Raw genomic sequence first — 23658 nt, 5'->3', positions numbered from 1 at the left:
TTTAAACTTGATGTATAGAGGTAGATAATTTGTTACATGTAATACCATTTTTTCTATATACAAAAGCCCTTATAATCATTGGATTATAAGGGATCATGCGTTTGATCGTGTTATTTAGTTTGTATAGCAATTAACATTAATCTATTCATTCGCTACTAGACGTTTCAAAGGCGTCAATTATTTTCTGAACTAACGGATGCCTTACTACATCAGTTTGTTGTAGGTATATGAATGAAATTCCAGATACATGATTAAGCTTAGATTCCACTGTTTTTAATCCGGATTGTACACCTTTTGGTAAGTCAACTTGAGTGATGTCACCTGTGATCACCATTTTCGATCCAAAACCTAGACGGGTAAGAAACATCTTCATTTGTGCGTGTGTCGTGTTTTGTGCCTCATCTAAAATGACAAATGCATCATCCAATGTTCGGCCTCTCATGTATGCTAAAGGAGCAATCTCTATTGTACCTCGTTCGATTAACCGTAACGTGTATTCTGATCCTAACAAATCATGGAGCGCATCATAAAGTGGTCGTAAGTATGGATCAACTTTTTCTTTTAGATCACCCGGTAAGAATCCTAAGCTTTCACCAGCTTCCACAGCTGGTCTAGTCAAGATGATACGTTTAACACTGCCTTTTTTAAGTGCTTGTATCGCCATCACTACAGCAAGGTATGTTTTTCCGGTACCAGCAGGACCAATACCAAAAACTAAATCATTTGACTTAATTGCATTTACATACGTTCGCTGCCCTAAAGTTTTAACGCGAATTGGCTTACCTTTGGCATTTTTAATTATCTCATCTTCAAAAAGCGTTTCAAACTGGTGTATTTTTCCCTTTTTAGCAAGTTCAACAGCATAGACTATATCTCGCTCTGAAATGATTAGTCCTTTTCTAATAACATTTAGCAGTGCATTTAAAATTTCTTGGATTACTTTAACTTCTTCTTCATTACCTGAGACACGAACTTGTTGCCCTCTTGTAATAATAGAAACTTGTAGCTGTTGCTCCATTTGTTTTAAATACTTATCTTCAGCACCAAATAACGCAAGTGCTTCGTTTGGGTCATTAATTTCTAAATCAATTAAATGTAATGCTTCTGACATAAATTAATCTCCTTGAGAAAGATCTTGTGTTTTCGCTATATTTTCTTTAACTGTAAAGTATAAGCGTAATTTCACTTTATCATTCCCAGCTGTTTCGTGCAAAATTTTTTCTTTAATTATTTTTGAATCTCTTCCTAATTGCAATTGCAGATTTTTCTTGGCTTGTTCGATACCTATTTGTTTTGCTTCCTCTTTTGTTCTTTTTTCTTTAATATGGTCTCTTTCATGTATATTCATTTTGATAATATGTATAGGTAATGTCCATTGAAAAAAGTGCAATGGGCGTTTCTCCATTTCAATCTGTTGATCCTCATAATCCTTTTGAAAAAAACCCCAAACAGGAAAGCTAACATTTCCAATAGTAACATAATATTTATTTTTATTGTCCCCGGTTAACACATGATAATCTGCTTCAGTTGGAGTGGAAACAGTAGATTCATACCAAGTATTAGCATATATTTCTGCCTGTGCTGCTACATATATGTTCTTGCTTTTTTTATCTTCACTTTCTTCCTCTTGCTCCTCTTTTAATGTACCAGCAACTAGTATATCACCTTTTTTTACATAATCATTTACTGAGACTATTGGACGCCCTTTTGAAACATACATATCCGTAATAACCCCATTTTTCTTAGCTACAATGTGACGTGGGGAAGATTCTTCTGTTTCAGATACTTGTGTTTTTTCTACTCCTTCTAATGCATAAGTTGTCCCTTTTTCCTTCACACCTACCCACAGTAACTCCGGAATTTCATCCAAAAGTAACTGTTGCATATCTGTCACCGATCGAATAGTGAATTTTAGTTTACCCTTGTATACTCCATTCTCATTTAACGTCGTTCGTATTTGTTTCTCTATCTCAGGTCGTACTCCTTGTACATCAATGCTCCAGACCATATTAGACAAAAGTAAAACGAAAAAAAAGCTAGCAATTAAACCTAATATGAAAGGTCGATTGCTTGTTGTTTGCTTAAAAAGAAAAGGAAGCCCCTTTTTTTTGACAAAATAAACTTTGTATCGTGTCTGTTTCCTTAACTTCTTCATTTGTTTTAAATCTTTTATAAACATGTGTCCTGTACAGGTTGTTTCATTTATTTTTTTGATTTTCCATACATGCACTTGGTTTCTAGCACACAAGTCAAAAAATAATTCTGGGCGATACCCTTCTATTTTTAGCTGTACATATCCTTGTAACCAAGTGGCTTGGATGTGATTCATAAATTACCCTCCAATTATCTGATTACTGTTCGTTATTCTTGCTGTCAATGAAATGAATAGTGGAAATTGTTCCTTCGATTAGTATCTCTTCTGGAAGAAGGGTCTTTATAACAAAATCACTGCCCGTGATCACCACTACCCCTTGCATCGTTTTTAATTGTATTTCTTCATCCTTAAAAATAAGTAATCCTCGATGGTTTTCAATGTAAGCATGAAATTGACCAATGGTTGTAATTCTTGGAAGGTTCAAAATTGTATCAGAAGGTAAGTGAAGATGATTTGTTAACCAATTACCTAATCGTTGCTGCCATTTATTCATCAAGATACCCTCCTCCATTTTTAATATATGTATGTGGTCATAAAACAGAACTAATTTAATTTGAATTTACTAATAGTAAATCCCCTTACCTTTAGAATAGGTAAGGGGATCTTTGCTTTACTTATAAATTTTTCTTTGATATGGTTTCTTAGCTCGTGGTGGTCCTAATACTTCTGCCATAATCACACTTTCAGCTAATCCTTCTTTAGAAATATTTTTTCCAATAGAAAGTGAAGTCTTTCTTTTATTAACTTTAACTTCTTTGTTTGCTTTTCTAACAGTACCAATATTTTCTTTTGCTGGTAAATCCATTTGATCGTAATCGATGTCCATGGTGGATTTTAAGTGATCCAATTGCGCTTGTTTTTCATCAAAATATGTTTCTGAATAATCGACAGTTGGATTCTCTTTTTTAGGATGATTGTTAGGTGCTTGTGGCTTCTTCTGGTTCGGAAAAGGAAAAGATGTTTTCTTACTATCTTCATCTTCGTTTTGTCCAAACCAACCTAATAAGCCTCCACCAATTGCAATTAACAATGTTAAGATTCCTACAATATTCTCCATCTGCCATCACTCCCTTTCAGAAAATACTGTATAGGTATTGGGCATTTCATTCTTAATTTTCATCAGAATCGTCTTCAGATAATTTACCTATAGAATCACGCATATCTGTATCTGCATCAATATTCTTGTAATTCATGTAATCCATGACACCCATGTTACCTGAACGCAAAGCTTCTGCCAATGCTAATGGAACGTCAGCTTCTGCTTCCACAACTTTCGCACGCATTTCTTGAACTCGTGCAACCATTTCCTGTTCTTGTGCAACAGCCATTGCACGACGCTCTTCTGCTTTTGCTTGTGCAATGTTTTTATCTGCTTCTGCTTGATCTGTTTGAAGAATTGCTCCAATGTTCTTACCAATATCAACATCAGCAATATCAATCGACAGAATTTCAAATGCAGTTCCAGCATCTAGTCCTCTATTTAAAACATTGTGCGAAATGGAATCAGGGTTTTCTAGTACTGCAGTATGTGCCACTGAGCTACCAATTGTGCTAACAACCCCTTCACCTACACGAGCGATAACCGTATCTTCTCCTGCACCACCGACTAAACGATCAATATTTGCACGAACTGTAATACGAGCTTTTGCTTTTACTTCAATACCATCCATTGCAATACCAGCGATAAATGGCGTTTCAATTACTTTCGGGTTAACACTCATTTGAACTGCTTGAAGTACATCACGGCCAGCTAAGTCAATCGCAGCCGCTCTTTCAAAGCTAAGTTCAATGTTTGCACGTTGCGCAGCGATTAACGCATTAACAACTCGGTCAACATTACCACCGGCTAAATAGTGGCTTTCAAGTTGGTTTGTATTTACATCAATTCCTGCTTTATGTGCCTTGATCAGTGGATTAATCACACGAGCAGGAACAACACGACGTAATCGCATCCCCACTAAAGTGAAAATACTAACTTTTACACCGGCAGCTAATGCACTAATCCATAGCATTACTGGAATAAAAGTAAATAATACGGCAACTGCTATAACAATAATACCGATAATAACTAAAGAAATAATTTGATCTGGTCCCATAAACGAATTCCTCCTAATTGTTTTTCAATTCTCTAACTACAATTCTTGAGCCTTCTGTTTTAACAATCTTTACTGGTTGTTGGCTTGCGATATACCCCCCCTCAGTAACGACATCAAGACGTTCACCATCAAATATAGCAGTTCCTGATGGACGAAGCGGTGTAAGTGCTATACCTTCTAACCCGATTAATTCTAATCGATTAATAGAAGAAACGTACCCCTTCTCTGTCGTTGTAGCATCACTAAGAATAATGTGTCTGAAAAAGCCTTTTTCTAAACCAATAAATTTATATAATACAATAGCTGTTATGATAGCCACAACTAGAGCAATCGCAATACTTAAACTCATCATACCTACATCAGCTGCTGACATGTACAACGATCCTATGACAGCACCGATCCCCAGAGCACCTACAATTCCTCCAGGTACAAATAACTCTGCAACAATTAAAATAATACCTAGACCTAGTAATATAATCGCTTCATACCCGGCAAATCCAGCTACGATATGTCCATAGAAAAACAAAACAAGAGAAACTAAACCAATTGATCCCGGTATACCGAATCCAGGTGAATACAACTCTACAATTAGCCCAATACTAGCCAATGACAATAATATAGGAACTACTGTTGAACTAGTAAAGAAACGAGCTAGTTCTTCCGCGAAAGTTACTTCGGTTTCAACGATCTCTGCATTACTGAGTCCAAGTTCATTCAATAGTTCTGTTCGATGGTTCACTACAGCTGCTGCATAGCCAACCTCAACGGCTTCTGATGGACCAAGAGTTAAGTATTCGCCTTTTGGAGCATTGTATTCAGGTAGATCGATAGCCGCATCAGCCATAGCAGCTGCATATAAAGGATCTCTGCCTTTAGATTCGGCAGCACTTCGCATCGCACTTAACCATGCTGATTGGGCCTTTTTATCAGCCGCCGTCCCATCTGAATTAATGACACCACTAGATCCCATTGTTGCTTGTGGTTTCATGTATATGTTATCCGTATTTAATGAGATGTATGATCCAGCTGATAATGCACGACTAGTAATAAATGATGTCGTTGGAATTTCTAAATCTTGCAATAGCTCTGCAATGTTATTTGCAGCATCTACACGACCACCTGGCGTATTCAGTTCAAATATGATATGATCTGCAGACGCCTCTTTTGCTTCTGTAGTTGTTCGTTTTAAAAAAGCTTCTAAGCCACGTTCTACTTCTTTTTCAATTGGTATGATATATACAAGTTTGCCATCCCCATCACTACTTTCTTCTGCATTAACATTTGGTAATTGCAAACTCATACTAAAAATGAACGTTATTAAAAAAATCCAAGAAATACGTTTTGCGCTCGACACCTTCTCCCTCCTTTCTATTTTCTATTATGTATAATATCTACGTTAAAACGCGGGAAAAAGTTTCATTCAGTTACTTATTATAGCATAATTATGTTAATAAAAATAATCCCCTATCAAGTAATAATGATAGGGGATTATTTGTTTATAAACCATTAAAATAGATTAAGACAAGTGCTTTTGAACAAGTTGTTTTACTTGGGTTCCATCTGCCTTACCTTTTACCTTAGGCATTAAAGCACCCATTACTTTACCCATTTCTTTTTTAGAAGTAGCGTTCACTTCCTCAATGGTTTGCAATACAATTTTTTCTAACGCTTCATCTGATAGCTGTTCAGGCATATATGCTTGTAAAACATTTAATTCAACTTCTAATTTTTCTACAAGATCAACACGTCCAGCTTCTTGAAATTCATGGAGGGAATCTTTTCTTTGCTTTACCTCTCGAGATAAAACAGTTACTTCTTGTTCTTCATTTAATTCGTCATTACCAAGTTTAATAGCTTCATTTTGTAAAGATGCTTTAACCATGCGAATAACGCTTAGTTTTTCTTTATCCTTACTTTTCATTGCAGCTTTCATGTCTTGGTTGAGACGTTCTAATAATGACATTATAGTTCTACACCCTCTTTTCGGAAATAAAAAAACTTCATTTCCGTTCATGCAATAAAATTACTTACGCTTTCTAGCCGCCTCAGATTTTTTCTTGCGACGAACACTAGGTTTCTCATAGAATTCACGCTTACGGTATTCTGACAATGTACCTGATTTTGATACACTGCGTTTAAAGCGACGAAGAGCATCCTCAAGAGACTCGTTTTTACGAACGCGAGTTGTGTTTGACATGCTAATTTCCCTCCCTCCGGAGCATCAACCATTTGTTACGACATATGTATCCTCTACACATGTCTCTTTGATATTATAATATAAGGAATTTTGTAGGTCAACTTTTTGTTTTATTATTCATTGATTTATTAACATGTTTGCTAGGGCATGTCCATATAGTTTAATTAGAGGTGAACTATAGTGGAACTAATTTCATTGTTATTTGTATTTATTATGCTATTTTTTATAGGGATGCGCTTATTACAAACTGGTATGAAATTTTATGCAGAGTCAAAGCTAACGAATTGGATCTCTTCTAGTACGAATCATTTGTTTGGAAGTATTATGGTCGGAACAATCGCTACGGCTATTTTACAAAGTAGCTCGGTAGTTTTAATCATTACTATTAGTATGGTTACTGTAGGGATTTTAACATTTAAACAGACAATCGGAATTATTCTTGGTGCTAATATTGGTACAACAATCACTGGAGAATTACTGACTCTAGGGGATGTATTCCCATTTCACATTAGTTTATTTATTGGAATTGTGTTTGTTTTTATTAATCAAAAGAACATTTTTTATATTGGCTGTATTCTTTTAGGGTTAGGAAATATATTTATTGCGATGGACGGCTTTCAATCTCTAATGCCCTTAATTAATGATAGTTTTTCATTAAAATATGCATTTTCAACCACACATACATTTCCAGAATTCGGATTGCTTATTGGTATTATTGTTAGTGCAATTATTCAATCTTCTAGTGCCACCTTTGCTTTAACTGCAAGCCTATTACATGAAGGGATCATTTCTTTGGCTGCTTCTATTGCCATTATGTTAGGTTCAAATATTGGTACTTGTGTAACAACTTTAATAGCCTCTATTCGTACATCAAAGCAAGCTAAATTAGTGGCTATCACTCATACCATCTTTAATATATTCACTGTGTTGATCGTTGTTCCATTCTTATCACTGGTTACTTCTATCGGTGAACAATTAGCATCAAATAGTGTAAGTCAACTAGCACATGCTGCCGTTCTGTTTAATATTTTCTCTGTCATCATCGTATTACCTTTTATACCTTTTTTAGAGAAGCATCTTCGAAATAGATTGTATTAACCTCAATCTATGCCATCTATTAAACAGCATAATAATATAAACAAAAGATCATTCACACTATTAGAATGATCTTTTGTTTATATTTACTTTATTTATATTTTTCTGATTTGCATCATTAAACACTAACCGTTTGATTTCTAGCAGGCCCATCCATTACGCGAACAAATTCTGCTTCATTTAATGGATAACCAGCTTGAGTTATTTTCACACGTACAATTTCACCAATCATATCAGTTGTTCCTGCAAATCTAACTTTTAAATAGTTATCTGTATAACCAATTAGCATCGTTTGGTTATTATCTGATTCATCATGTTCTTCAGGTATAACTTCTAATACTTCTCCCTCATAAAGGGACGCATACTCTTTTGCTTGTTGATTGGACAGCTCGATAAGTTGATGTACGCGTTCGTTTTTCACCTCATCATCTACTTGATTGTCCATTCTAGCTGCCGGAGTACCCGTACGTTTAGAAAATGGGAATACATGAAGCTCCGAGTAACCTATTTCTCTAATAAAATCATAGGTTTCTTGAAATTCTCGATCTGTTTCTCCCGGAAACCCTACAATAACATCAGATGTAATCGCAAGTCCAGGTAACGCTTGCTTGATTCGATCGACTTTTTGCTTATAAAAGTCGCTTGAATACTTACGGCGCATTCTTTCTAACACTGTGTCTGAACCTGATTGTAATGGAATATGTAGGTGACGAACAATTTTCTCTGATTCGTCTAACACTTGAATCACTTCATCCGTAATTTGGCTAGCTTCTATAGAAGAAATCCGAATACGTTTTAATCCATTTACTTTGTGCTCAAGATCACGCAATAAATCGGCAAAGTTATAATCTTTCATGTCTTCCCCATATCCAGCAGTATGAATACCAGTCAATACAATTTCTTTATACCCTGCATCAACTAATTGTTGGGCTTGTTCTAACACATTCTCAGGCTTTCTTGAACGAAGCAGTCCACGAGACCAAGGAATAATACAAAATGTACAGAAGTTATTACAGCCTTCTTGAATTTTTAAAGAAGCTCGCGTTCTATCTGAGAATACCGGAACATCCATTTCCTCAAACACACGATTCTTCATAATGTTAGATACACCATTAATCGGCAAACGTGTCTCTTGATGTTCTTCAATATACTCAATCATTTTTTCGCGATTCTGTGTACCGACAACAACATCCACTCCTGGTATTTCCATAATCTCCCCAGGTGAGGTTTGTGCATAGCATCCTGTTACACAGATAACTGCTTCTGGATTTTTACGAATTGCTCGACGAATAACTTGACGACTTTTTTTATCACCTGTATTTGTAACAGTACATGTATTAATTACGTAAACATCTGACTCACGATCAAATTCAACTCGTTCATAGCCTTGTTGTTGAAAAATTTGCCAAATTCCTTCTGTTTCATAATGATTTACCTTACAACCTAATGTATGAAATGCCACTGTAGGCATAAAGATCACTCCATTTCTTCAAAATGATATGAGAGACTAGCCAACGCATATAATCCAGCCGTTTCTGTTCTAAGAATTCTAGGACCTAAACGAATACAGGTGAAATCATGCTCTTTTAATGTAGCTATTTCTGATTCAGAAAATCCACCCTCTGGTCCTATACAAATAAAAATAGATTGTCCTTCTTTTACCTTTTGATAGGTTACATGTAGCTTATCACTTTTTTCTGATCGTGTCGTTTCTTCATAAGCAACAAGCTTATGATCGAATGTATTTGCCTGCTTTAACAATTCAGAAAAACTTGATATAACCTGCACGTTAGGTAGCAAGCTGCGATGTGATTGTTCAGCAGCTTCTTTGACTATTTTACGATAGCGTTGAAGTTTTTTATCTACTTTCTTACTATCTAATTTTACAATAGAACGAGCACCATGAAAAAGGAAAAAATCAACTGCGCCTAATTCAGTCCCTTTTTGTAAAATCAAATCTAATTTATCACCTTTGGGAAACGCTTGAGCAATCGAAACTTTCACAGGCATTTCTACATTAGTTTCTAACCACTTAACAATTTTTGTTACAACTTGATTTTCTGTGATGTCTAAAATAGAGCAAATTGCAGTTTGACCATCTGGCCGATTACAAATAATTTGGTCTCCTTGCTTCATTCGCATGACTCGAGAGATATGGTGTAAATCATCATCGGTAATATACACTTCGCTAGCAGTCCATTGATCAGCGGGAACAAAATAGTGTTGCACGTGATTTACCTACCTTCTGCTTTACTTTTGCGCAATAATAGAAATCCAATCTTCCATTTGATTTATTTCAATTATTCGAAAACCAGCATCTATCAATGCTTGCCTTACTTGTTCCTTCTTTGCTTGTATAATACCTGATGTAATAAAAATTCCTTCAGGCTTTAACAATTGATAAGCATCTTTTTCAAAACGCAATATAATTTCAGCAAGGATATTGGCAACAATCAGATCCGGTTTTTCATCAATATGGTCTAACAAATTATTTTGTTTCACTTGAATTTTATCATGAACTTTATTGAGTTTCGTATTAATTCGAGCCGAGTTAACTGCCACTTCATCAAGATCATAAGCAGCTACACGCTGAGCACCGAGAAGTGCAGAAGCAATACTTAAAACACCTGAACCTGTTCCGACATCTATTACAGTGTCATTTGGCTTTAAATAACGTTCTAAAGCTTGCATACTTAATACGGTAGTTGGATGTGTACCGGTTCCGAAAGCCATACCAGGATCAAGCTCGATAATTAATTCGTCACTAGAAACGGGTTGATAATCCTCCCAACTCGGCGTTATCGTTATTTTTTCAGAGATTTTAACTGGTTTATAGTATTTTTTCCAAGCCGTTGCCCATTCCTCTTCATTTACTTCACTTAAAGTAATTTGATTTGTACCAAGGTCAATATCATAAAGTAATAAATTATTGATAGCTTGTTTGATCTGATCAACCGTCTCACCTAAAAAACTATTCATAGGTAAATAAGCTTTCAATAATACACCTTGTTCAGGAAAATCAATAGGATCTAATTCATACATTTCACCAAAATCTGTCGGACGATCTTTATCTAAATCTTCTGAGTCCTCAATTACTACTCCGCTTGCCCCTGCTTCATGTAAAATGTTTGAGATCGGCTCAATTGCTTCATTAGTCGTATGAATGCATAGTTCAGACCATTTCAAGTGAATCAACTCATTTCTAATGATTTATTTCGTTTTGTTGCATTGCTTTATACAGATTAAATAACTATTCTCCTTTAAACGCGCGTTTCACTCTGTCAAAAAAAGAATCTTCATGTTCATCTGTAGGTTTATTACCACTGATTTCATTTAATTCTCGCAATAATTCTTTTTGGCGATCCGTTAAATTAGTCGGTGTGATGACACGAATTTTAACGTGCTGATCACCGTGACCATATCCACGAACATTAGGAGCACCCTTTCCTTTTAGTCGGAATGTTTTACCCGTTTGTGTTCCTGCAGGCACCTTAAGTTTTACTTTTCCGTGTACAGTTGGGATTTCCACTTCATCGCCTAGTGCTGCTTGTGCAAACGTAATTGGCATTTCACAGAAAACATGGTCACCATCACGCTTGTAAAATTCATGTGATCTGATTTGAACGACAACATATAAGTCTCCAGGAGGGCCTCCGTTTTCTCCAGGTTCACCTTGGCCAGCAACTCTAATTTGTTGTCCATCATCGATTCCAGCAGGGATGTTAATATGGATTTTCTTACGCTTTTTAACCTTTCCAGCGCCACCACATGTCGTACATTTTTCTGGAATGATTTTTCCTGTTCCATTACATTGATTACATACACGTTTGTTTACAACACGTCCGAACGGTGTATTTTGTTCAACATTTAATTGTCCACTACCATTACATTGGCTACATGTTTTTGGTTTTGTACCTGGTTTCGCACCAGATCCATCACAGGTCTCACATGTTTCATCTTTTGGAATCTCAATATCCGTTTCTTTCCCAAAGATGGCTTCCTCAAAGTTTAACACCATTGTATATTGTAGATCCGCGCCTTGTCTTGGTGCGTTAGGATCTCGACGGCGTCCACCACCAAAAAACATATCAAAAATGTCACCAAAACCACCGAAGTCTTCTGCACCACCAAAACCACCAAATCCTTGACCTTGTGGGCCTGCATGACCGAATTGATCATATTGTGTACGCTTCTGGTCGTCACTTAAAACTTCATAAGCTTCTTTAGCTTCTTTAAATTTATCTGCTGCATCATCTTCTTTATTTACATCTGGATGATATTTTCTTGCTAGTTTTCTATAAGCCTTCTTTATTTCATCTTTTCCTGCCTCTTTAGAGACACCAAGTACATCATAATAGTCTCTTTTACTCACTGCATGATCACTCTCCCGACTCTTCTTTGCATAGATTTTATCATAACATTGAAACTCTACTTTGAGCAAATTGCTTTTAGAGGAGATGCATGATAGAAGTTAGTTGATATTAAAGGGATTAAACAGAGGAAAAGTCAAAGCCAAGTGAAACCTGACTTTGACTCTTCCTACAAGTTTGTTTATTAAATCTTTTACTTACTTTTTGTCTTCCTCATCTTCATTAACTTCTTCATAGTCAGCATCTACTACATCATCAGATGCTTCCCCTTCTTCACCTTGTGCAGCTTGCGCTTGTTGTTGTGCTTGCTCATACAACTTCACTGATAAAGCTTGCACTTGCTCTTCTAATGCTTCTTTCTTTTCTTTAATTGCATCTAAATCTTCGCCTTCTAGCGCTTGTTTTAGTTCATCTTTTGCAGTTTCAGCTTTTTGTTTCTCTTCATCAGATACTTGCTCACCTAAATCTTTAATTGTCTTATCTGTTTGGAAAACAAGTTGATCTGCTTCGTTACGAAGATCTACTTCTTCACGACGTTTTTTATCTGCTTCAGCATTTTCCTCTGCATCTCTTACCATTTGTTCTACTTCTTCATCAGAAAGACCAGAAGATGATTTAATCGTAATAGATTGCTCTTTGTTTGTTCCTAGATCTTTCGCACGAACATTCACGATTCCATTAGCATCGATATCAAATGATACTTCAATTTGTGGTACACCACGTGGTGCTGGTGGAATATCTGTTAATTGGAAGCGTCCAAGAGTCTTGTTGTCTTGAGCCATTTCACGCTCACCTTGTAGTACATGAATATCAACTGCTGTTTGATTGTCAGCTGCTGTTGAGAATACTTGTGAATGACTTGTTGGAATTGTTGTATTACGTTCAATTAATTTTGTTGTTACATTCCCCATTGTTTCAATACCTAATGACAATGGTGTAACATCAAGAAGTACAACATCTTTTACATCACCTTGCAAGACACCACCTTGAATTGCCGCACCAAGTGCAACTACTTCATCAGGGTTTACACCTTTAGAAGGTTCTTGACCTACTTCTTTTTTAATTGCTTCTTGTACTGCAGGGATACGAGTAGAACCACCAACAAGTAATACTTTGTTAATCTCGCTTGGATTCATTCCAGCATCTTTCAACGCTTGGCGCGTTGGTCCCATTGTACGCTCTACTAAGTCTGAAGAAAGTTCATCGAATTTAGCACGTGTTAAGTTCATTTCTAGGTGTAATGGTCCTGCTTCACCAGCTGTAATAAATGGCAATGAAATTTGTGTTTGCGTTACACCTGAAAGATCTTTTTTCGCTTTCTCAGCAGCGTCTTTCAAACGTTGAACTGCCATTTTATCCTTAGATAAATCAATACCATTTTCTTTTTTAAATTCTGCAACCATGTGATCAATGATTACTTCATCAAAATCATCCCCACCAAGGCGATTATCACCTGCAGTTGCAACTACTTCAAATGTTCCCTCACCAATATCAAGGATAGATACATCAAAAGTACCTCCACCAAGGTCATAAACTAATACCGTTTGATCTTGGTCACCTTTATCGATACCATATGCTAGCGCTGCAGCTGTTGGTTCGTTAATAATACGTTCCACTTCTAGTCCAGCAATTTTACCAGCATCTTTTGTTGCCTGGCGCTCTGCATCATTAAAATATGCAGGAACAGTAACTACAGCTTTATCTACTGTTTCACCTAAATAATCTTCTGCATAAGATTTAATGTGTTGTAAAATAATAGCGGAAATTTCTTGTGGCGTATACTCTTTTCCTTCTATTTCTACTTTATAATCTGTACCCATATGTCTTTTAATTGATTGAATTGTATTAGGGTTAGTAATCGCTTGACGTTTTGCTACTTCCCCTACTTGTCTTTCACCATTTTTAAATGCAATAACTGACGGTGTTGTACGGTTTCCTTCCGGGTTTGGAATAACCTTTGCTTCTCCACCTTCCATTACTGCAACACATGAATTTGTTGTACCTAAATCAATACCAATAATTTTTCCCATGATTTGCTTCCTCCTTCTTACAATATGTAACTATTGATTTACTTTTACCATTGCTGGGCGTATTACCCGATCTTTTAATTTATATCCTTTTTGTAGCTCTTCCACTACAATATTAGAATCATATTGATCATCTTCAACCTGCATTACTGCTTGATGGTAGTTAGGATCAAATTCAGTACCGACTGTCTCAATGACCTCGACACCTTCATTTAACAAAGCTTGATTGAATTGACGATAGATCATTTCCATACCTTCTATAAATGACTTTGTACTGTCATCTTGTACTTCCGTATTTAACGCGCGCTCGAAGTTGTCTACTACAGGTAATAACTCAGTTATAAGTGATTGTGACCTGTATTTACGATCAGCTTCTTTTTCTTTTTGCGTCCTTTTACGAAAATTATCATATTCTGCTTGAATTCTAAGCATTTTTTCATATAGTTCATTTTTTTCTTTTTGTAATGCTTCCATTTCTTGATTAGAAGTTGATTCATCTTCTGGTGATTCATCAACTAGTTCTTGATCTGCTTCTACTACTTCTTCAACAGTCTCTTGTTCATCCATTTTTTCTTTGTTGGTTTCCATGACTGTCACCTCCTCTAGTTCTTTGCAATCAAACATTTTTGAATATATCATGAATAAGACTCGAAATAAAGTTATTCAGCGGAATCATTTATTCTTTCGTCACATTCATCATCAATTGGAAGGCAGTTTAACCTTCAAAATAAAAAAAACCTTGATAACGCATTTCAGCTTTATCTTTATCAAAACCAGGAGTGAAACGTATGTGACATCCTGTTAGATAATGCATGTAATAGAGAAATCACTCTAGCGTATTCCATCCGTGTTGGTCCAAGCAATGCGATGGTACCTAATTGCTGATTGCCAAGTGAGTAATTGGCAGTGATTAAACTACAATCTTGCATTTCATCCATAATATTTTCTTGCCCAATGGATACGTGAATACCATTTTTGTAAGACCTTAACATGTCAGCCATTGCATCTTCTTGCTCCATCGCAGAGTAAAGAGAATGAATTTTACTTACATCTTTAAACTCTGGTTGAAGTAATATATTCGTAATCCCACTCACATATAGTTGTACAGGCTGTTCATCGAATAGAGCTGCTTTTAAATATTGATAGGCAAGATCAAAATCATTCATATATTTGTGCATTAACACAGTTAATTCTTTTTTAAGTCGATCATGCAAATGAATAATTGGAACATTTTTTAATCGTTCATTCAGCATGTTAACTAACTTCTCTAGGTCACTTGGTTCAATTTCAGTTGGAATTGAAAAAGATCGATGCTCTACATGACCAGTATTTGTTACAAGAATAGCAACCGCAAGATGTGGTGATAATTGAATGATCTCTAATTGCTTTAATGTTGTTTCATACACTTTTGGACCTAAAATAATTGACGTGTAATTCGTAAGTTCAGACAAAATTTTGGCTGATTTTTGAACGACTTGTTCAAATTCCAACATTTCTTCTTCAAAAGTGTTAGATATGACATGCATTTCTGTTTTTGATAGATGAAAAGGCGATAATAGATGATCCACATAAAAACGGTATCCCTTTTCAGATGGAACTCTACCTGAAGAAGAGTGTGTTTTCTCAATAAATCCCATCTCTTCAAGATCAGCCATTTCATTACGAATAGTAGCAGGGCTGAACGTGACTTCATCCTTTTTTGAAATTGCACGCGATCCTATCGGTTGTGCAGTCTGGATGAATTCATCAATAATTACTTGTAAAATCAATAATTGTCGTTTAGACAGCATGATGATCACCTCTGTTAGCACTCTTATCGTCCGAGTGCTAAATCTATTATTAAATTATCAAAACAGATTGTAAATGTCAATGCGAATGCTTGAATTTATTTAAAATAATTATTCTTTTTAAACAATCATTTAGGTTGGGTCATTATCTAATAAAAATGCTTGAAACACTTCATTACCAAATAGCTTACCATTCCTCGTTAATCTTATTCCTTCATCATCCTGAATGAGCCATTGTTTTGCTTTAAGATAATTCAACTCTTCTTTATATATATCTGTTAGTGCTAAACCATACTTTTCTTTAAAAGATTTAAATCGAACGCCTGTTTGTTTACGTAAGCCCAAGAACAGCTCCTCTTCAATTTGTTCTTTTCTACCTATTGGTTCAGCATGAAGTACAGGCTTTCCTGTTTCATTCGTTTGCTTAACATAAGCAGGAAAGGGTCTTAAATTAATGATTCTTTCTCCTGGTAAATACCCACTTGCTCCTGCTCCAAAACCATAATAATAGCTGTTATCCCAATACGTTAGATTATGTTTACTTTCAAAATTCCTCTCAGAAAAATTACTAATTTCATACTGGAATTTCCCCATATTCTCCATTTCTTCAATCAACATATGATACATCGCGGCTTCCGTTTCTTCTGGTGGTTTTTGAAGCTTTCCTTTATTATATCGTTGATAAAAGACTGTTTTGGGCTCAATTTGCAATGAATACGATGAATAATGAGGTAAATCAAAAGATAGTGCTTCTTGTAAGGAACGACTAAACCCTTCTAGTGTTTGGTTTGGCAATCCATACATTAGATCAATACTAATGTTAGTTAAGTTATTCCTCTTAAGATCATTAACGTTTTTATATACGTCCTTCACTCGATGCAACCTACCTAAATGCTCAAGTAACGCATCATCAAAAACCTGCGCTCCCATAGATATTCGGTTCACACCATACGCTACTAATAACTTTATTTTTTCTTCGTCTAGATCACCAGGATTTGCTTCAAAGGTATATTCCTCTACATTACTCACATCAAAATAATGCTCAATCGTCAATAATAATTTTTTTAGCTGTTTTACATTTAACGCAGTAGGTGTTCCTCCTCCAACAAATATCGTACGCATTGGCTGCTTTGGTGTGTCAATATATGCAGAGATTTCTTTTTCTAATGCAATTAAGTAGTCATCTGCCATTTTCTCTTCATAAAAAAATTTCGTAAAATCACAATAATGACATATTTTTTCACAAAAAGGGATGTGAATATATACGGATGATATCATATCGCTCACCTTGTTCCTCAAAAATTTTATACAGTGTATTTTAAGATAAAAAGTTATACGTTGTCACGAACTTTACTTGTTTCATAATAACCGAAACCCTTGTCGGATAATGTGACAAGGGTTAAAAAATGTATCATTCAAGGTATAACTGATTAACATATTGTATAATGCAAATAACAACAAATATTTTAACATATTTTCAAAAAGCCTACTACTGATGGCTTTTAACATTATATAAGGCAGCATCCCTTTGAATGAAAATAAAGATCCCTTCAAGGCCACATTTCGTAGTATGCAAACTACTAGCCTTAAAGGGACTGTAATACTTATTCATTGTTTGTTAGACAATTGATTAATCTTCGTCCATTTTCAAAACAGCCATAAAAGCTTCTTGTGGAACTTCAACCGAACCAACCATTTTCATGCGCTTCTTACCTTCTTTTTGTTTTTCTAGTAGCTTACGTTTACGTGAAATGTCTCCACCATAACACTTAGACAAAACATTCTTACGCATTGCTTTGATTGTTGAACGCGCTACAATTTTATTACCAATTGCAGCTTGTACTGGCACTTCAAATTGTTGCCTCGGAATCAAATTCTTTAATTTTTCTACGATTTGCTTACCACGTTCGTAAGAAAAATCACGGTGTACGATAAAGGATAGTGCATCGATCGTATCCCCATTTAACCAAATATCCATCTTCACTAAATTAGATGGTTGATAGCCAATAATTTCATAATCAAAAGAGGCATAACCTTTTGTTTGTGATTTTAATGAATCAAAGAAATCATAAACAATTTCAGATAAAGGAATTTCATAAATCACATTCACTCGATTATCATCTAAATACTCCATATTTTGAAAAATACCACGTTTTTTCTGACATAATTCCATTACTGAGCCAACATAATCATTCGGTACCATTACAGAAGCTTTTACATATGGTTCACTAACTTCTTGAATGGATTGATTGTCTGGCATGAATGACGGGTTATCAATAGATATTTCCGTTCCATCAGTTTGAGTTACTTGATAAATTACACTTGGCGCAGTCGTAATCAAATCGATATTAAATTCTCTTTCAATTCTTTCTTGAATGATTTCCATATGAAGCAAGCCTAGAAAACCACAACGGAAACCAAACCCTAATGCTTGGGAAGTTTCTGCTTCATATTGAAGAGAAGAATCATTTAATTCGAGGCGTTCTAATGCTTCTCGCAAATCATTGTATTTATTTGCATCGACTGGATAAAGTCCACAGAATACCATTGGGTTTAATTTACGGTAACCAGGTAATGGCTCCTTAGCCGGTCGATTTGCTAATGTAATCGTATCCCCAACACGCGAATCTCCAACATTTTTTATCGATGCAGTAAGATAACCAACATCACCAACCGATAAAACATCTAATTGATGTGGCTTAGGTGTAAACACGCCCACTTCGTTCACTTCAAATTCTTTGCCGGTCGCCATCATTTTAATTTTATCTCCGACCTTTACAGATCCTTCTTTAATACATACATATGCAATGACGCCACGATACGAATCATACAGGGAATCAAAGATTAATCCTTTTAATGGTTCTTCTTGCTCACCTAATGGTGGTGGTACATCTTCAACAATTCTTTCTAATATTTCATCAATACCGATTCCGTCTTTCGCGCTAGCAAGAATAGCCGATTCTCCATCTATTCCGATTACATCAGTTATTTCTTGTTTCACTCGGTCTGGATCTGCACCTGGTAGATCTATTTTATTAATTACTGGAATAATTTCTAAATCATTATCAAGCGCTAAGTAGACGTTTGCCAATGTTTGAGCTTCAATCCCTTGAGCAGCATCCACGACAAGGATAGCACCTTCACATGCGGCTAAACTTCGAGATACTTCATAAGTGAAGTCAACATGTCCCGGAGTATCAATTAAGTGAAAAATATACTCTTCATCGTCATGATGTTGATATTTTAATTGGACTGCATTTAGCTTAATAGTAATACCACGTTCACGCTCTAAGTCCATCGCATCCAAAAATTGTTGTTTCATTTCACGTTGTGTTAAAGCTTTGGTTTTCTCTAAAATCCGATCTGCTAATGTTGACTTCCCGTGGTCAATATGTGCAATAATCGAAAAGTTTCGAACTCGTTTTTGATCTCTATTTTTTGGCAATTTCATTCACTCCTATTTGTCGAGCACAATACTAGGATTGATTATAGCAGTGAAAACATGATGATTCAATTATTTTCGAACTGAATAGGTGCGATTATTTCATTAAATTTAATTCTTTTTAATCTGATTCAAATAAAAATCTCTGAAATGTAATATGCTACTTGAATCACCTGATCGTATACCCATACAGATGTTTCCTCAATAATCAATGCTGCTTTTTCAAAAACCGGTTTATTTTCCACTGGTTGCTGAACCATTGTTGCTGTTCGCTGATCAACATTCAATTCTTCTTCTTTTTTCTCATTAACAATTGAAAGATTTTCTTGTCTAGCTTCATCTGAAACAACCTCTTGTCTTTCTGGTGCATGAACAGAGAAATTTTTATTAGTTGTCCCTAAAATTATACCAGTTAAAAATACAACAGTAATTAATAAAGTATAAACGAGCATTTTCATTATTTTATTCTCCTCATCCCTATTTATTGTTGGCTTTGAACAGCTTCAGCCTCCCAATAATAAGAAGCAAAAATTTCTGCTAAAGCATCTGCCGAACGATAAAGCTCTGTCATCGTATTATCCACACCACCAAATTCAATCAGAATAGCATTTTTTGATAGATTCTGATTATATACCCCGTTATTACCAGCTCCACCTTGTTGTGTTACCCCTCTGCTTAATCCCGGGTACTTCTCTTCTAACTTCTCGTGCAGTGATGTAGCCAGTGCCACATTTTTACTATTATTACTATAATCAGAACCAATAACAAAGAATAAACTTGCATATTGCTCTCCATTGATTGTTTTTGTCGTATCGGTTCTTCTCCTGCTATCACGGTGTAAGTCAAACACATAAGTGATATCTTTATTATTAGCTAAAGCTTCTTTCACAACTGGCTGTGAAGCGTCATAGGATTGCCAATACTCCCATCCCTTTTGATTTAATACACTCATGAAATCAGTGTGATCTACTTGGGCACCAATACCATTTTTATGCAAGCTCTTAGCCAGTCGGTCACTCACCTTTGTAATATTGACTTCACCATGAAATGCTTGATTCGGATCCTTCACACCATCTAAATGAGGAAGAAAGGACTCTCGGTTATGTGTATTGTACAAAAAAACTACTTTCCTATCACCAGTTGTTTTCTCTACATTTGGTGTCTTTGAATCATCTTCATTAGGTAAATCCTCTTCTAATGATGCATTTCTGTTTTCTAATACTGTTTCTAGTGGAGGTGCAGATTCAATTGGTAAATCCGTGTAATCTGTTCCTTCTCCTGCGATAATGATTTTCTGATCATATGCATAAAAATTGGGGATTTCCCTACCGAGTAAACTTCGAACATCATTTATTCTTATGTTTGTTGCAAATTCAAGCAATAAATCTGACCAACTTAATTCTTCTGGTCCATCTGAATAAATATTACTTCTATACTGTTTATTTTCCATTCTAAACAGATAAATGAATACAGATTGATCGATTTGACTTGTCCAATTCGTAATAATAGAAGAGGACAATTGATAAGCGGGTTTAATGGTTGTAACAAAGCTTATACTCACAAATAATAATCCCAATAAGATAATCCATATTGTGCCTCTACGTAAATGGCCTAATAGATTGCGCATTATGGAACGACATAGTTGTCTAAGGTAATTCATAAATATTCCTCTCCCACTGTTCTATCAACTTTACTAGATATTATGATAGAGTATGGAAAAGTAGAACTTATGTTTAATTAAAATGTGAGCATTTCTCTTTATTTGTATACTATCGAGTGTAAAAGCCAGTTGATTCAACTTGGATTGTCTCATGAATCGCTGCATTTAAGCCTGAAGAAATAAGATACGCCATATCTTTCATATAATCATCAACTTCTTTTGGTGTTACCATCAAGTTATGTCCTAGAGGTGTCAGTACTTCTGAGATTAAGGCACGCTTTTCTGCTTCATCCAGTTTACCCATCATCCCAAAAACGGCTTCTCTTTTTTCAACGCTTGGTAAATCATCTTCTGTTAGTGTTCTTTTACCAAAACGCATGCTAGCAGGTGCAAGACTCTTTGATGGTCGATCTTTTTCCTTCCATTCTCTACCGAAATGCTTAAAAACATAATCAATCGTATCACTCGTAATTGTTACAGCATCTACAACAGTTGGTACACCAATCGCAATAACTGGAATTCCTAATGTTTCTTTACTTAGCTCTTTTCTTTTATTTCCAACGCCAGATCCTGGATGAATTCCTGTATTAGCAAGTTGAATAGTAGCATTCACTCGTTCAACGGATCGTGATGCTAGAGCATCAATCGCAATAATGAAATCAGGTGATTGTTTTTCAACAATACCTTGTATGATGTCACTCGTTTCAATTCCTGTTACTCCCATTACTCCTGGTGTAATAGCAGAAACGGGACGATATCCTTCAGCCACTGTTTCTGGATGAAGTGCAAATAAGTGGCTTGTAACAAGAACTTTCTCTGCTACCATGGGCCCTAGTGCATCTGGAGTCACATTCCAATTTCCTAACCCTACAATTAAACAAGTTGCATTCGCCAGGATCCCTTCTTGTTCTAATAGAAGCTTTAATTCTTCTGAAAATGTATTTGCGGCTTTATTTTGTTCTTCACTATCTTGAGATTTCACACTTTCTGTATGAATCGTAATATATTTACCGGCTTTTTTACCGAGCTTTTCTGCTCCTACTTGATCAATATTCACATATGAAATAGTAGTGTTTCCTTTTGTTGTTTCTTTTATATTAATGCCATCTAATTGTTTTTCTTCTACTTCATTATTTTCAACAAACATATCTCTCGCTTCAACAGCTAAATCTGTTCGAATAGAAAACGATTTTTTGTTATCATTATTCATAAGTAGTCACCACTTTTTTTATTCTTATCGTTACCATTATTTTAAAAAAAGATACGTTTCTACAATTTATAAGTTATATTTATATTGAAAATTGTCCAAAGCTTTGGTACAATGACGATTGTTCTATAATTGTTTTCGAATTGAGAACGTGGAGGTGAAAAAATGGCTAATATTAAATCTGCAATTAAACGTGTGCGTTTAAACAACGAATTACGTGCGCATAACGCACCTATTAAAACAGAAATGCGTTCACACATTAAACAAGTTGAAAAATTTGTTGCTAATAAAGATGTGGAAGATGCAAAAGCTGCTCTACAAAAAGCAGTTAAGAAAATTGATAAAGCAGTACAAAAAGGGATTATCCATAAAAATAATGGTAATCGTCAAAAATCACGTCTTACTAAAAAAGTAAATGAGCTTACAGCTTAATCTCTTTTAATATGACCAACACAAAAAGCTTGTAGAGCGTTCTACAAGCTTTTTTTCATTGCTATTTTATACATTTGATATGATACGATTTCTGTTTATAAGTTAAATTAATCCGAAAAAATAATTTGATAAAGTAATAATTCAAACACTAACTTCTTATCCATCAATCCTTGTTTTATCTTAATATCTGCATTTGCACATTCATTTAAGATGGATTCAATTTTCTCTTTTGTAAAATATTTTTCTCTTGATAGAGACATTTTAATGACATAAGGATGTACTTTTAATTGCTGTGCCATCTGTTGTTGACTATACCCTGACTTTTTTAAAGTCTTAACGTGGCTAAGTGTTCTGAATTGTGATGCCAATAATGCTACAAGTGCGATTTCTTCTTCATTCATTTTGGATAAATCTTGGTAAGTTTCAATTGCTTTCCCTAATTGTTTTGCAATAACTGCATCAACTAGTTTGAAACCTGAATTAGTGGCTGATTGATGTGCTACTAATCCTTCTGCTACTTCTGGAGTGATTGTCCCATTTCCCCCTAAATAAGTGGCCATTTTTTCAATTTCTTTTTCCAACAACATTAAATTAGGACCGGTTTCTTTCGTTATCGTTTCATAGGCTGCTTTTTCGATTCCTACATGGAACTGCTTTACTAAATAGTCAATCCATTTATCTATTTCCCATTCTTTCACTGGCTGACAATCAATTATTTCTGCTTGCTTCTTAAGCGTTTTGGTAATTTTTTTTCTTTCATCTAATTTTTCATATGGTGCTATAAGTACTAATATTGAATAATCTACCGGGTTTGAGGCATAGTCTAATAAAGACTGTATTTGATGTGTTAAGCCAGTCTTGTCCGGCTTCGCTGTTAAAAAGACAGGATGGTAGGCTAAAACAATTTTACGTTCTCCAAAAAAAGGATAGGTTTCTACATCCATAATTACTTCCTGTATGGTTGTTTCTTCTAAGTCATAACGGATAAAATTTGCATAATCATCATTGTCCATTAATCCATTTTGCTTCAATTTATTAACTATATTTTCAACTAAATAGGACTCGGTTCCTTGTAATAAATAAATCGATTGAAATTGCCTTTGCTCTATTTTCTTTATTGCTTTAAAATAATCCATTTACTCACATCCTGATTACAATTCTATATTCATCCTAATTGTAATCAAGTTAGA

The 23658-nt window shown here is 35.2% G+C and carries 23 protein-coding genes; 2 read left to right on the top strand and 21 right to left on the bottom strand.

The annotated features are described in order from the left end of the window. Positions 1-145 precede the first annotated feature (145 nt). The 8 genes from HP569_RS07485 to rpsU form a co-directional block, all read right to left on the bottom strand. A complete protein-coding gene (locus HP569_RS07485) occupies positions 146-1111 on the bottom strand; it encodes a PhoH family protein (protein ID WP_182200543.1) in 966 nt (321 codons plus the stop codon). Between the two features lie 3 nt (positions 1112-1114). Beyond that, positions 1115-2329, bottom strand: coding sequence for a sporulation protein YqfD (yqfD, locus tag HP569_RS07480; RefSeq protein ID WP_182200542.1), 1215 nt, complete (start codon positions 2327-2329; stop codon positions 1115-1117). A 22-nt stretch (positions 2330-2351) separates the two neighbouring features. Continuing rightward, positions 2352-2648 (bottom strand): sporulation protein YqfC, encoded by a 297-nt coding sequence (gene yqfC, locus HP569_RS07475; RefSeq protein ID WP_182200541.1) that lies wholly within the window; start codon positions 2646-2648, stop codon positions 2352-2354. A 117-nt stretch (positions 2649-2765) separates the two neighbouring features. Continuing rightward, positions 2766-3212, bottom strand: coding sequence for a hypothetical protein (locus HP569_RS07470; protein WP_182200540.1), 447 nt, complete (start codon positions 3210-3212; stop codon positions 2766-2768). A 52-nt stretch (positions 3213-3264) separates the two neighbouring features. Continuing rightward, the gene (gene floA, locus HP569_RS07465) at positions 3265-4251 is read right to left on the bottom strand and encodes a flotillin-like protein FloA (protein WP_182200539.1); all 987 of its coding nucleotides are present in this window, start codon (positions 4249-4251) and stop codon (positions 3265-3267) included. 13 nt (positions 4252-4264) lie between these two features. Next, on the bottom strand, positions 4265-5551 hold the full coding sequence (locus HP569_RS07460; protein WP_182200576.1) for an NfeD family protein: 1287 nt from the start codon (positions 5549-5551) through the stop codon (positions 4265-4267). A gap of 216 nt (positions 5552-5767) precedes the next feature. Next, positions 5768-6214: a GatB/YqeY domain-containing protein gene (locus tag HP569_RS07455; protein ID WP_182200538.1), complete on the bottom strand. Its 447-nt coding sequence runs from the start codon at positions 6212-6214 to the stop codon at positions 5768-5770. Between the two features lie 60 nt (positions 6215-6274). Beyond that, the gene (gene rpsU / locus HP569_RS07450; RefSeq protein WP_067837072.1) at positions 6275-6448 is read right to left on the bottom strand and encodes a 30S ribosomal protein S21; all 174 of its coding nucleotides are present in this window, start codon (positions 6446-6448) and stop codon (positions 6275-6277) included. A 180-nt stretch (positions 6449-6628) separates the two neighbouring features. On the opposite strand from rpsU, the gene HP569_RS07445 reads away from it, so the two are divergent. Continuing rightward, entirely contained in the window at positions 6629-7546 is a 918-nt protein-coding gene (locus tag HP569_RS07445; protein ID WP_182200537.1) for a Na/Pi symporter, read from the top strand. Positions 7547-7661: 115 nt separating this feature from the next. On the opposite strand, the gene mtaB is transcribed toward HP569_RS07445, so the two are convergent. The 12 genes from mtaB to gpr all read right to left on the bottom strand — a co-directional run bounded on the left by mtaB (position 7662) and on the right by gpr (position 22039). Beyond that, positions 7662-9014 (bottom strand): tRNA (N(6)-L-threonylcarbamoyladenosine(37)-C(2))-methylthiotransferase MtaB, encoded by a 1353-nt coding sequence (gene mtaB / locus HP569_RS07440; protein ID WP_182200536.1) that lies wholly within the window; start codon positions 9012-9014, stop codon positions 7662-7664. A gap of 5 nt (positions 9015-9019) precedes the next feature. Next, a complete protein-coding gene (locus HP569_RS07435; protein WP_182200535.1) occupies positions 9020-9772 on the bottom strand; it encodes a 16S rRNA (uracil(1498)-N(3))-methyltransferase in 753 nt (250 codons plus the stop codon). A 21-nt stretch (positions 9773-9793) separates the two neighbouring features. Next, on the bottom strand, positions 9794-10729 hold the full coding sequence (gene prmA, locus HP569_RS07430; protein ID WP_182200534.1) for a 50S ribosomal protein L11 methyltransferase: 936 nt from the start codon (positions 10727-10729) through the stop codon (positions 9794-9796). Between the two features lie 64 nt (positions 10730-10793). Continuing rightward, positions 10794-11915, bottom strand: a complete 1122-nt coding sequence (gene dnaJ / locus HP569_RS07425; protein ID WP_182200533.1) for a molecular chaperone DnaJ — start codon at positions 11913-11915, stop codon at positions 10794-10796. 195 nt (positions 11916-12110) lie between these two features. Further along, the gene (dnaK, locus tag HP569_RS07420) at positions 12111-13943 is read right to left on the bottom strand and encodes a molecular chaperone DnaK (RefSeq protein WP_182200532.1); all 1833 of its coding nucleotides are present in this window, start codon (positions 13941-13943) and stop codon (positions 12111-12113) included. A gap of 30 nt (positions 13944-13973) precedes the next feature. Next, entirely contained in the window at positions 13974-14528 is a 555-nt protein-coding gene (gene grpE / locus HP569_RS07415; protein WP_182200531.1) for a nucleotide exchange factor GrpE, read from the bottom strand. Between the two features lie 179 nt (positions 14529-14707). After that, positions 14708-15730 carry a heat-inducible transcriptional repressor HrcA gene (gene hrcA / locus HP569_RS07410; RefSeq protein ID WP_182200530.1) on the bottom strand — a complete coding sequence of 341 codons (1023 nt, stop codon included), beginning with the start codon at positions 15728-15730 and terminating at the stop codon, positions 14708-14710. Between the two features lie 129 nt (positions 15731-15859). Further along, positions 15860-17005, bottom strand: coding sequence for a radical SAM family heme chaperone HemW (hemW, locus tag HP569_RS07405; protein ID WP_182200575.1), 1146 nt, complete (start codon positions 17003-17005; stop codon positions 15860-15862). A gap of 352 nt (positions 17006-17357) precedes the next feature. Beyond that, positions 17358-19172 (bottom strand): translation elongation factor 4, encoded by a 1815-nt coding sequence (lepA, locus tag HP569_RS07400; protein WP_425501840.1) that lies wholly within the window; start codon positions 19170-19172, stop codon positions 17358-17360. Positions 19173-19300: 128 nt separating this feature from the next. After that, positions 19301-19627, bottom strand: a complete 327-nt coding sequence (locus HP569_RS07395) for a hypothetical protein (protein WP_182200528.1) — start codon at positions 19625-19627, stop codon at positions 19301-19303. A gap of 23 nt (positions 19628-19650) precedes the next feature. Beyond that, a complete protein-coding gene (gene spoIIP, locus HP569_RS07390) occupies positions 19651-20829 on the bottom strand; it encodes a stage II sporulation protein P (protein ID WP_246366980.1) in 1179 nt (392 codons plus the stop codon). A gap of 109 nt (positions 20830-20938) precedes the next feature. Further along, positions 20939-22039, bottom strand: a complete 1101-nt coding sequence (gene gpr / locus HP569_RS07385) for a GPR endopeptidase (RefSeq protein ID WP_182200527.1) — start codon at positions 22037-22039, stop codon at positions 20939-20941. Positions 22040-22201: 162 nt separating this feature from the next. Here gpr and rpsT point away from each other — a divergent pair, with 162 nt between their 5' ends. Next, positions 22202-22468 carry a 30S ribosomal protein S20 gene (gene rpsT, locus HP569_RS07380; protein ID WP_182200526.1) on the top strand — a complete coding sequence of 89 codons (267 nt, stop codon included), beginning with the start codon at positions 22202-22204 and terminating at the stop codon, positions 22466-22468. A 107-nt stretch (positions 22469-22575) separates the two neighbouring features. Here the strand turns inward: rpsT and holA are convergent, their stop codons facing one another. Beyond that, positions 22576-23604, bottom strand: coding sequence for a DNA polymerase III subunit delta (gene holA, locus HP569_RS07375; protein ID WP_182200525.1), 1029 nt, complete (start codon positions 23602-23604; stop codon positions 22576-22578). Positions 23605-23658 lie beyond the last annotated feature (54 nt).

The sequence above is a fragment of the Paraliobacillus salinarum genome (assembly GCF_014083865.1).
Lineage (GTDB): Bacteria > Bacillota > Bacilli > Bacillales > Amphibacillaceae > Paraliobacillus > Paraliobacillus salinarum.
This window is presented reverse-complemented; position numbering and strand designations above follow the sequence as displayed.

Bases quoted from the DNA above. Each gene is read 5' to 3' on its own strand.
- HP569_RS07485 (WP_182200543.1), bottom strand. From the start codon at position 1,111: ATGTCAGAAGCATTACATTTAATTGATTTAGAAATTAATGACCCAAAC.
- yqfD (WP_182200542.1), bottom strand. From the start codon at position 2,329: ATGAATCACATCCAAGCCACTTGGTTACAAGGATATGTACAGCTAAAA.
- yqfC (WP_182200541.1), bottom strand. From the start codon at position 2,648: ATGAATAAATGGCAGCAACGATTAGGTAATTGGTTAACAAATCATCTT.
- HP569_RS07470 (WP_182200540.1), bottom strand. From the start codon at position 3,212: ATGGAGAATATTGTAGGAATCTTAACATTGTTAATTGCAATTGGTGGA.
- floA (WP_182200539.1), bottom strand. From the start codon at position 4,251: ATGGGACCAGATCAAATTATTTCTTTAGTTATTATCGGTATTATTGTT.
- HP569_RS07460 (WP_182200576.1), bottom strand. From the start codon at position 5,551: ATGAGTTTGCAATTACCAAATGTTAATGCAGAAGAAAGTAGTGATGGG.
- HP569_RS07455 (WP_182200538.1), bottom strand. From the start codon at position 6,214: ATGTCATTATTAGAACGTCTCAACCAAGACATGAAAGCTGCAATGAAA.
- rpsU (WP_067837072.1), bottom strand. From the start codon at position 6,448: ATGTCAAACACAACTCGCGTTCGTAAAAACGAGTCTCTTGAGGATGCT.
- mtaB (WP_182200536.1), bottom strand. From the start codon at position 9,014: ATGCCTACAGTGGCATTTCATACATTAGGTTGTAAGGTAAATCATTAT.
- dnaK (WP_182200532.1), bottom strand. From the start codon at position 13,943: ATGGGAAAAATTATTGGTATTGATTTAGGTACAACAAATTCATGTGTT.
- grpE (WP_182200531.1), bottom strand. From the start codon at position 14,528: ATGGAAACCAACAAAGAAAAAATGGATGAACAAGAGACTGTTGAAGAA.
- hrcA (WP_182200530.1), bottom strand. From the start codon at position 15,730: ATGCTGTCTAAACGACAATTATTGATTTTACAAGTAATTATTGATGAA.
- hemW (WP_182200575.1), bottom strand. From the start codon at position 17,005: ATGATATCATCCGTATATATTCACATCCCTTTTTGTGAAAAAATATGT.
- HP569_RS07395 (WP_182200528.1), bottom strand. From the start codon at position 19,627: ATGAAAATGCTCGTTTATACTTTATTAATTACTGTTGTATTTTTAACT.
- spoIIP (WP_246366980.1), bottom strand. From the start codon at position 20,829: ATGAATTACCTTAGACAACTATGTCGTTCCATAATGCGCAATCTATTA.
- gpr (WP_182200527.1), bottom strand. From the start codon at position 22,039: ATGAATAATGATAACAAAAAATCGTTTTCTATTCGAACAGATTTAGCT.
- rpsT (WP_182200526.1), top strand. From the start codon at position 22,202: ATGGCTAATATTAAATCTGCAATTAAACGTGTGCGTTTAAACAACGAA.
- holA (WP_182200525.1), bottom strand. From the start codon at position 23,604: ATGGATTATTTTAAAGCAATAAAGAAAATAGAGCAAAGGCAATTTCAA.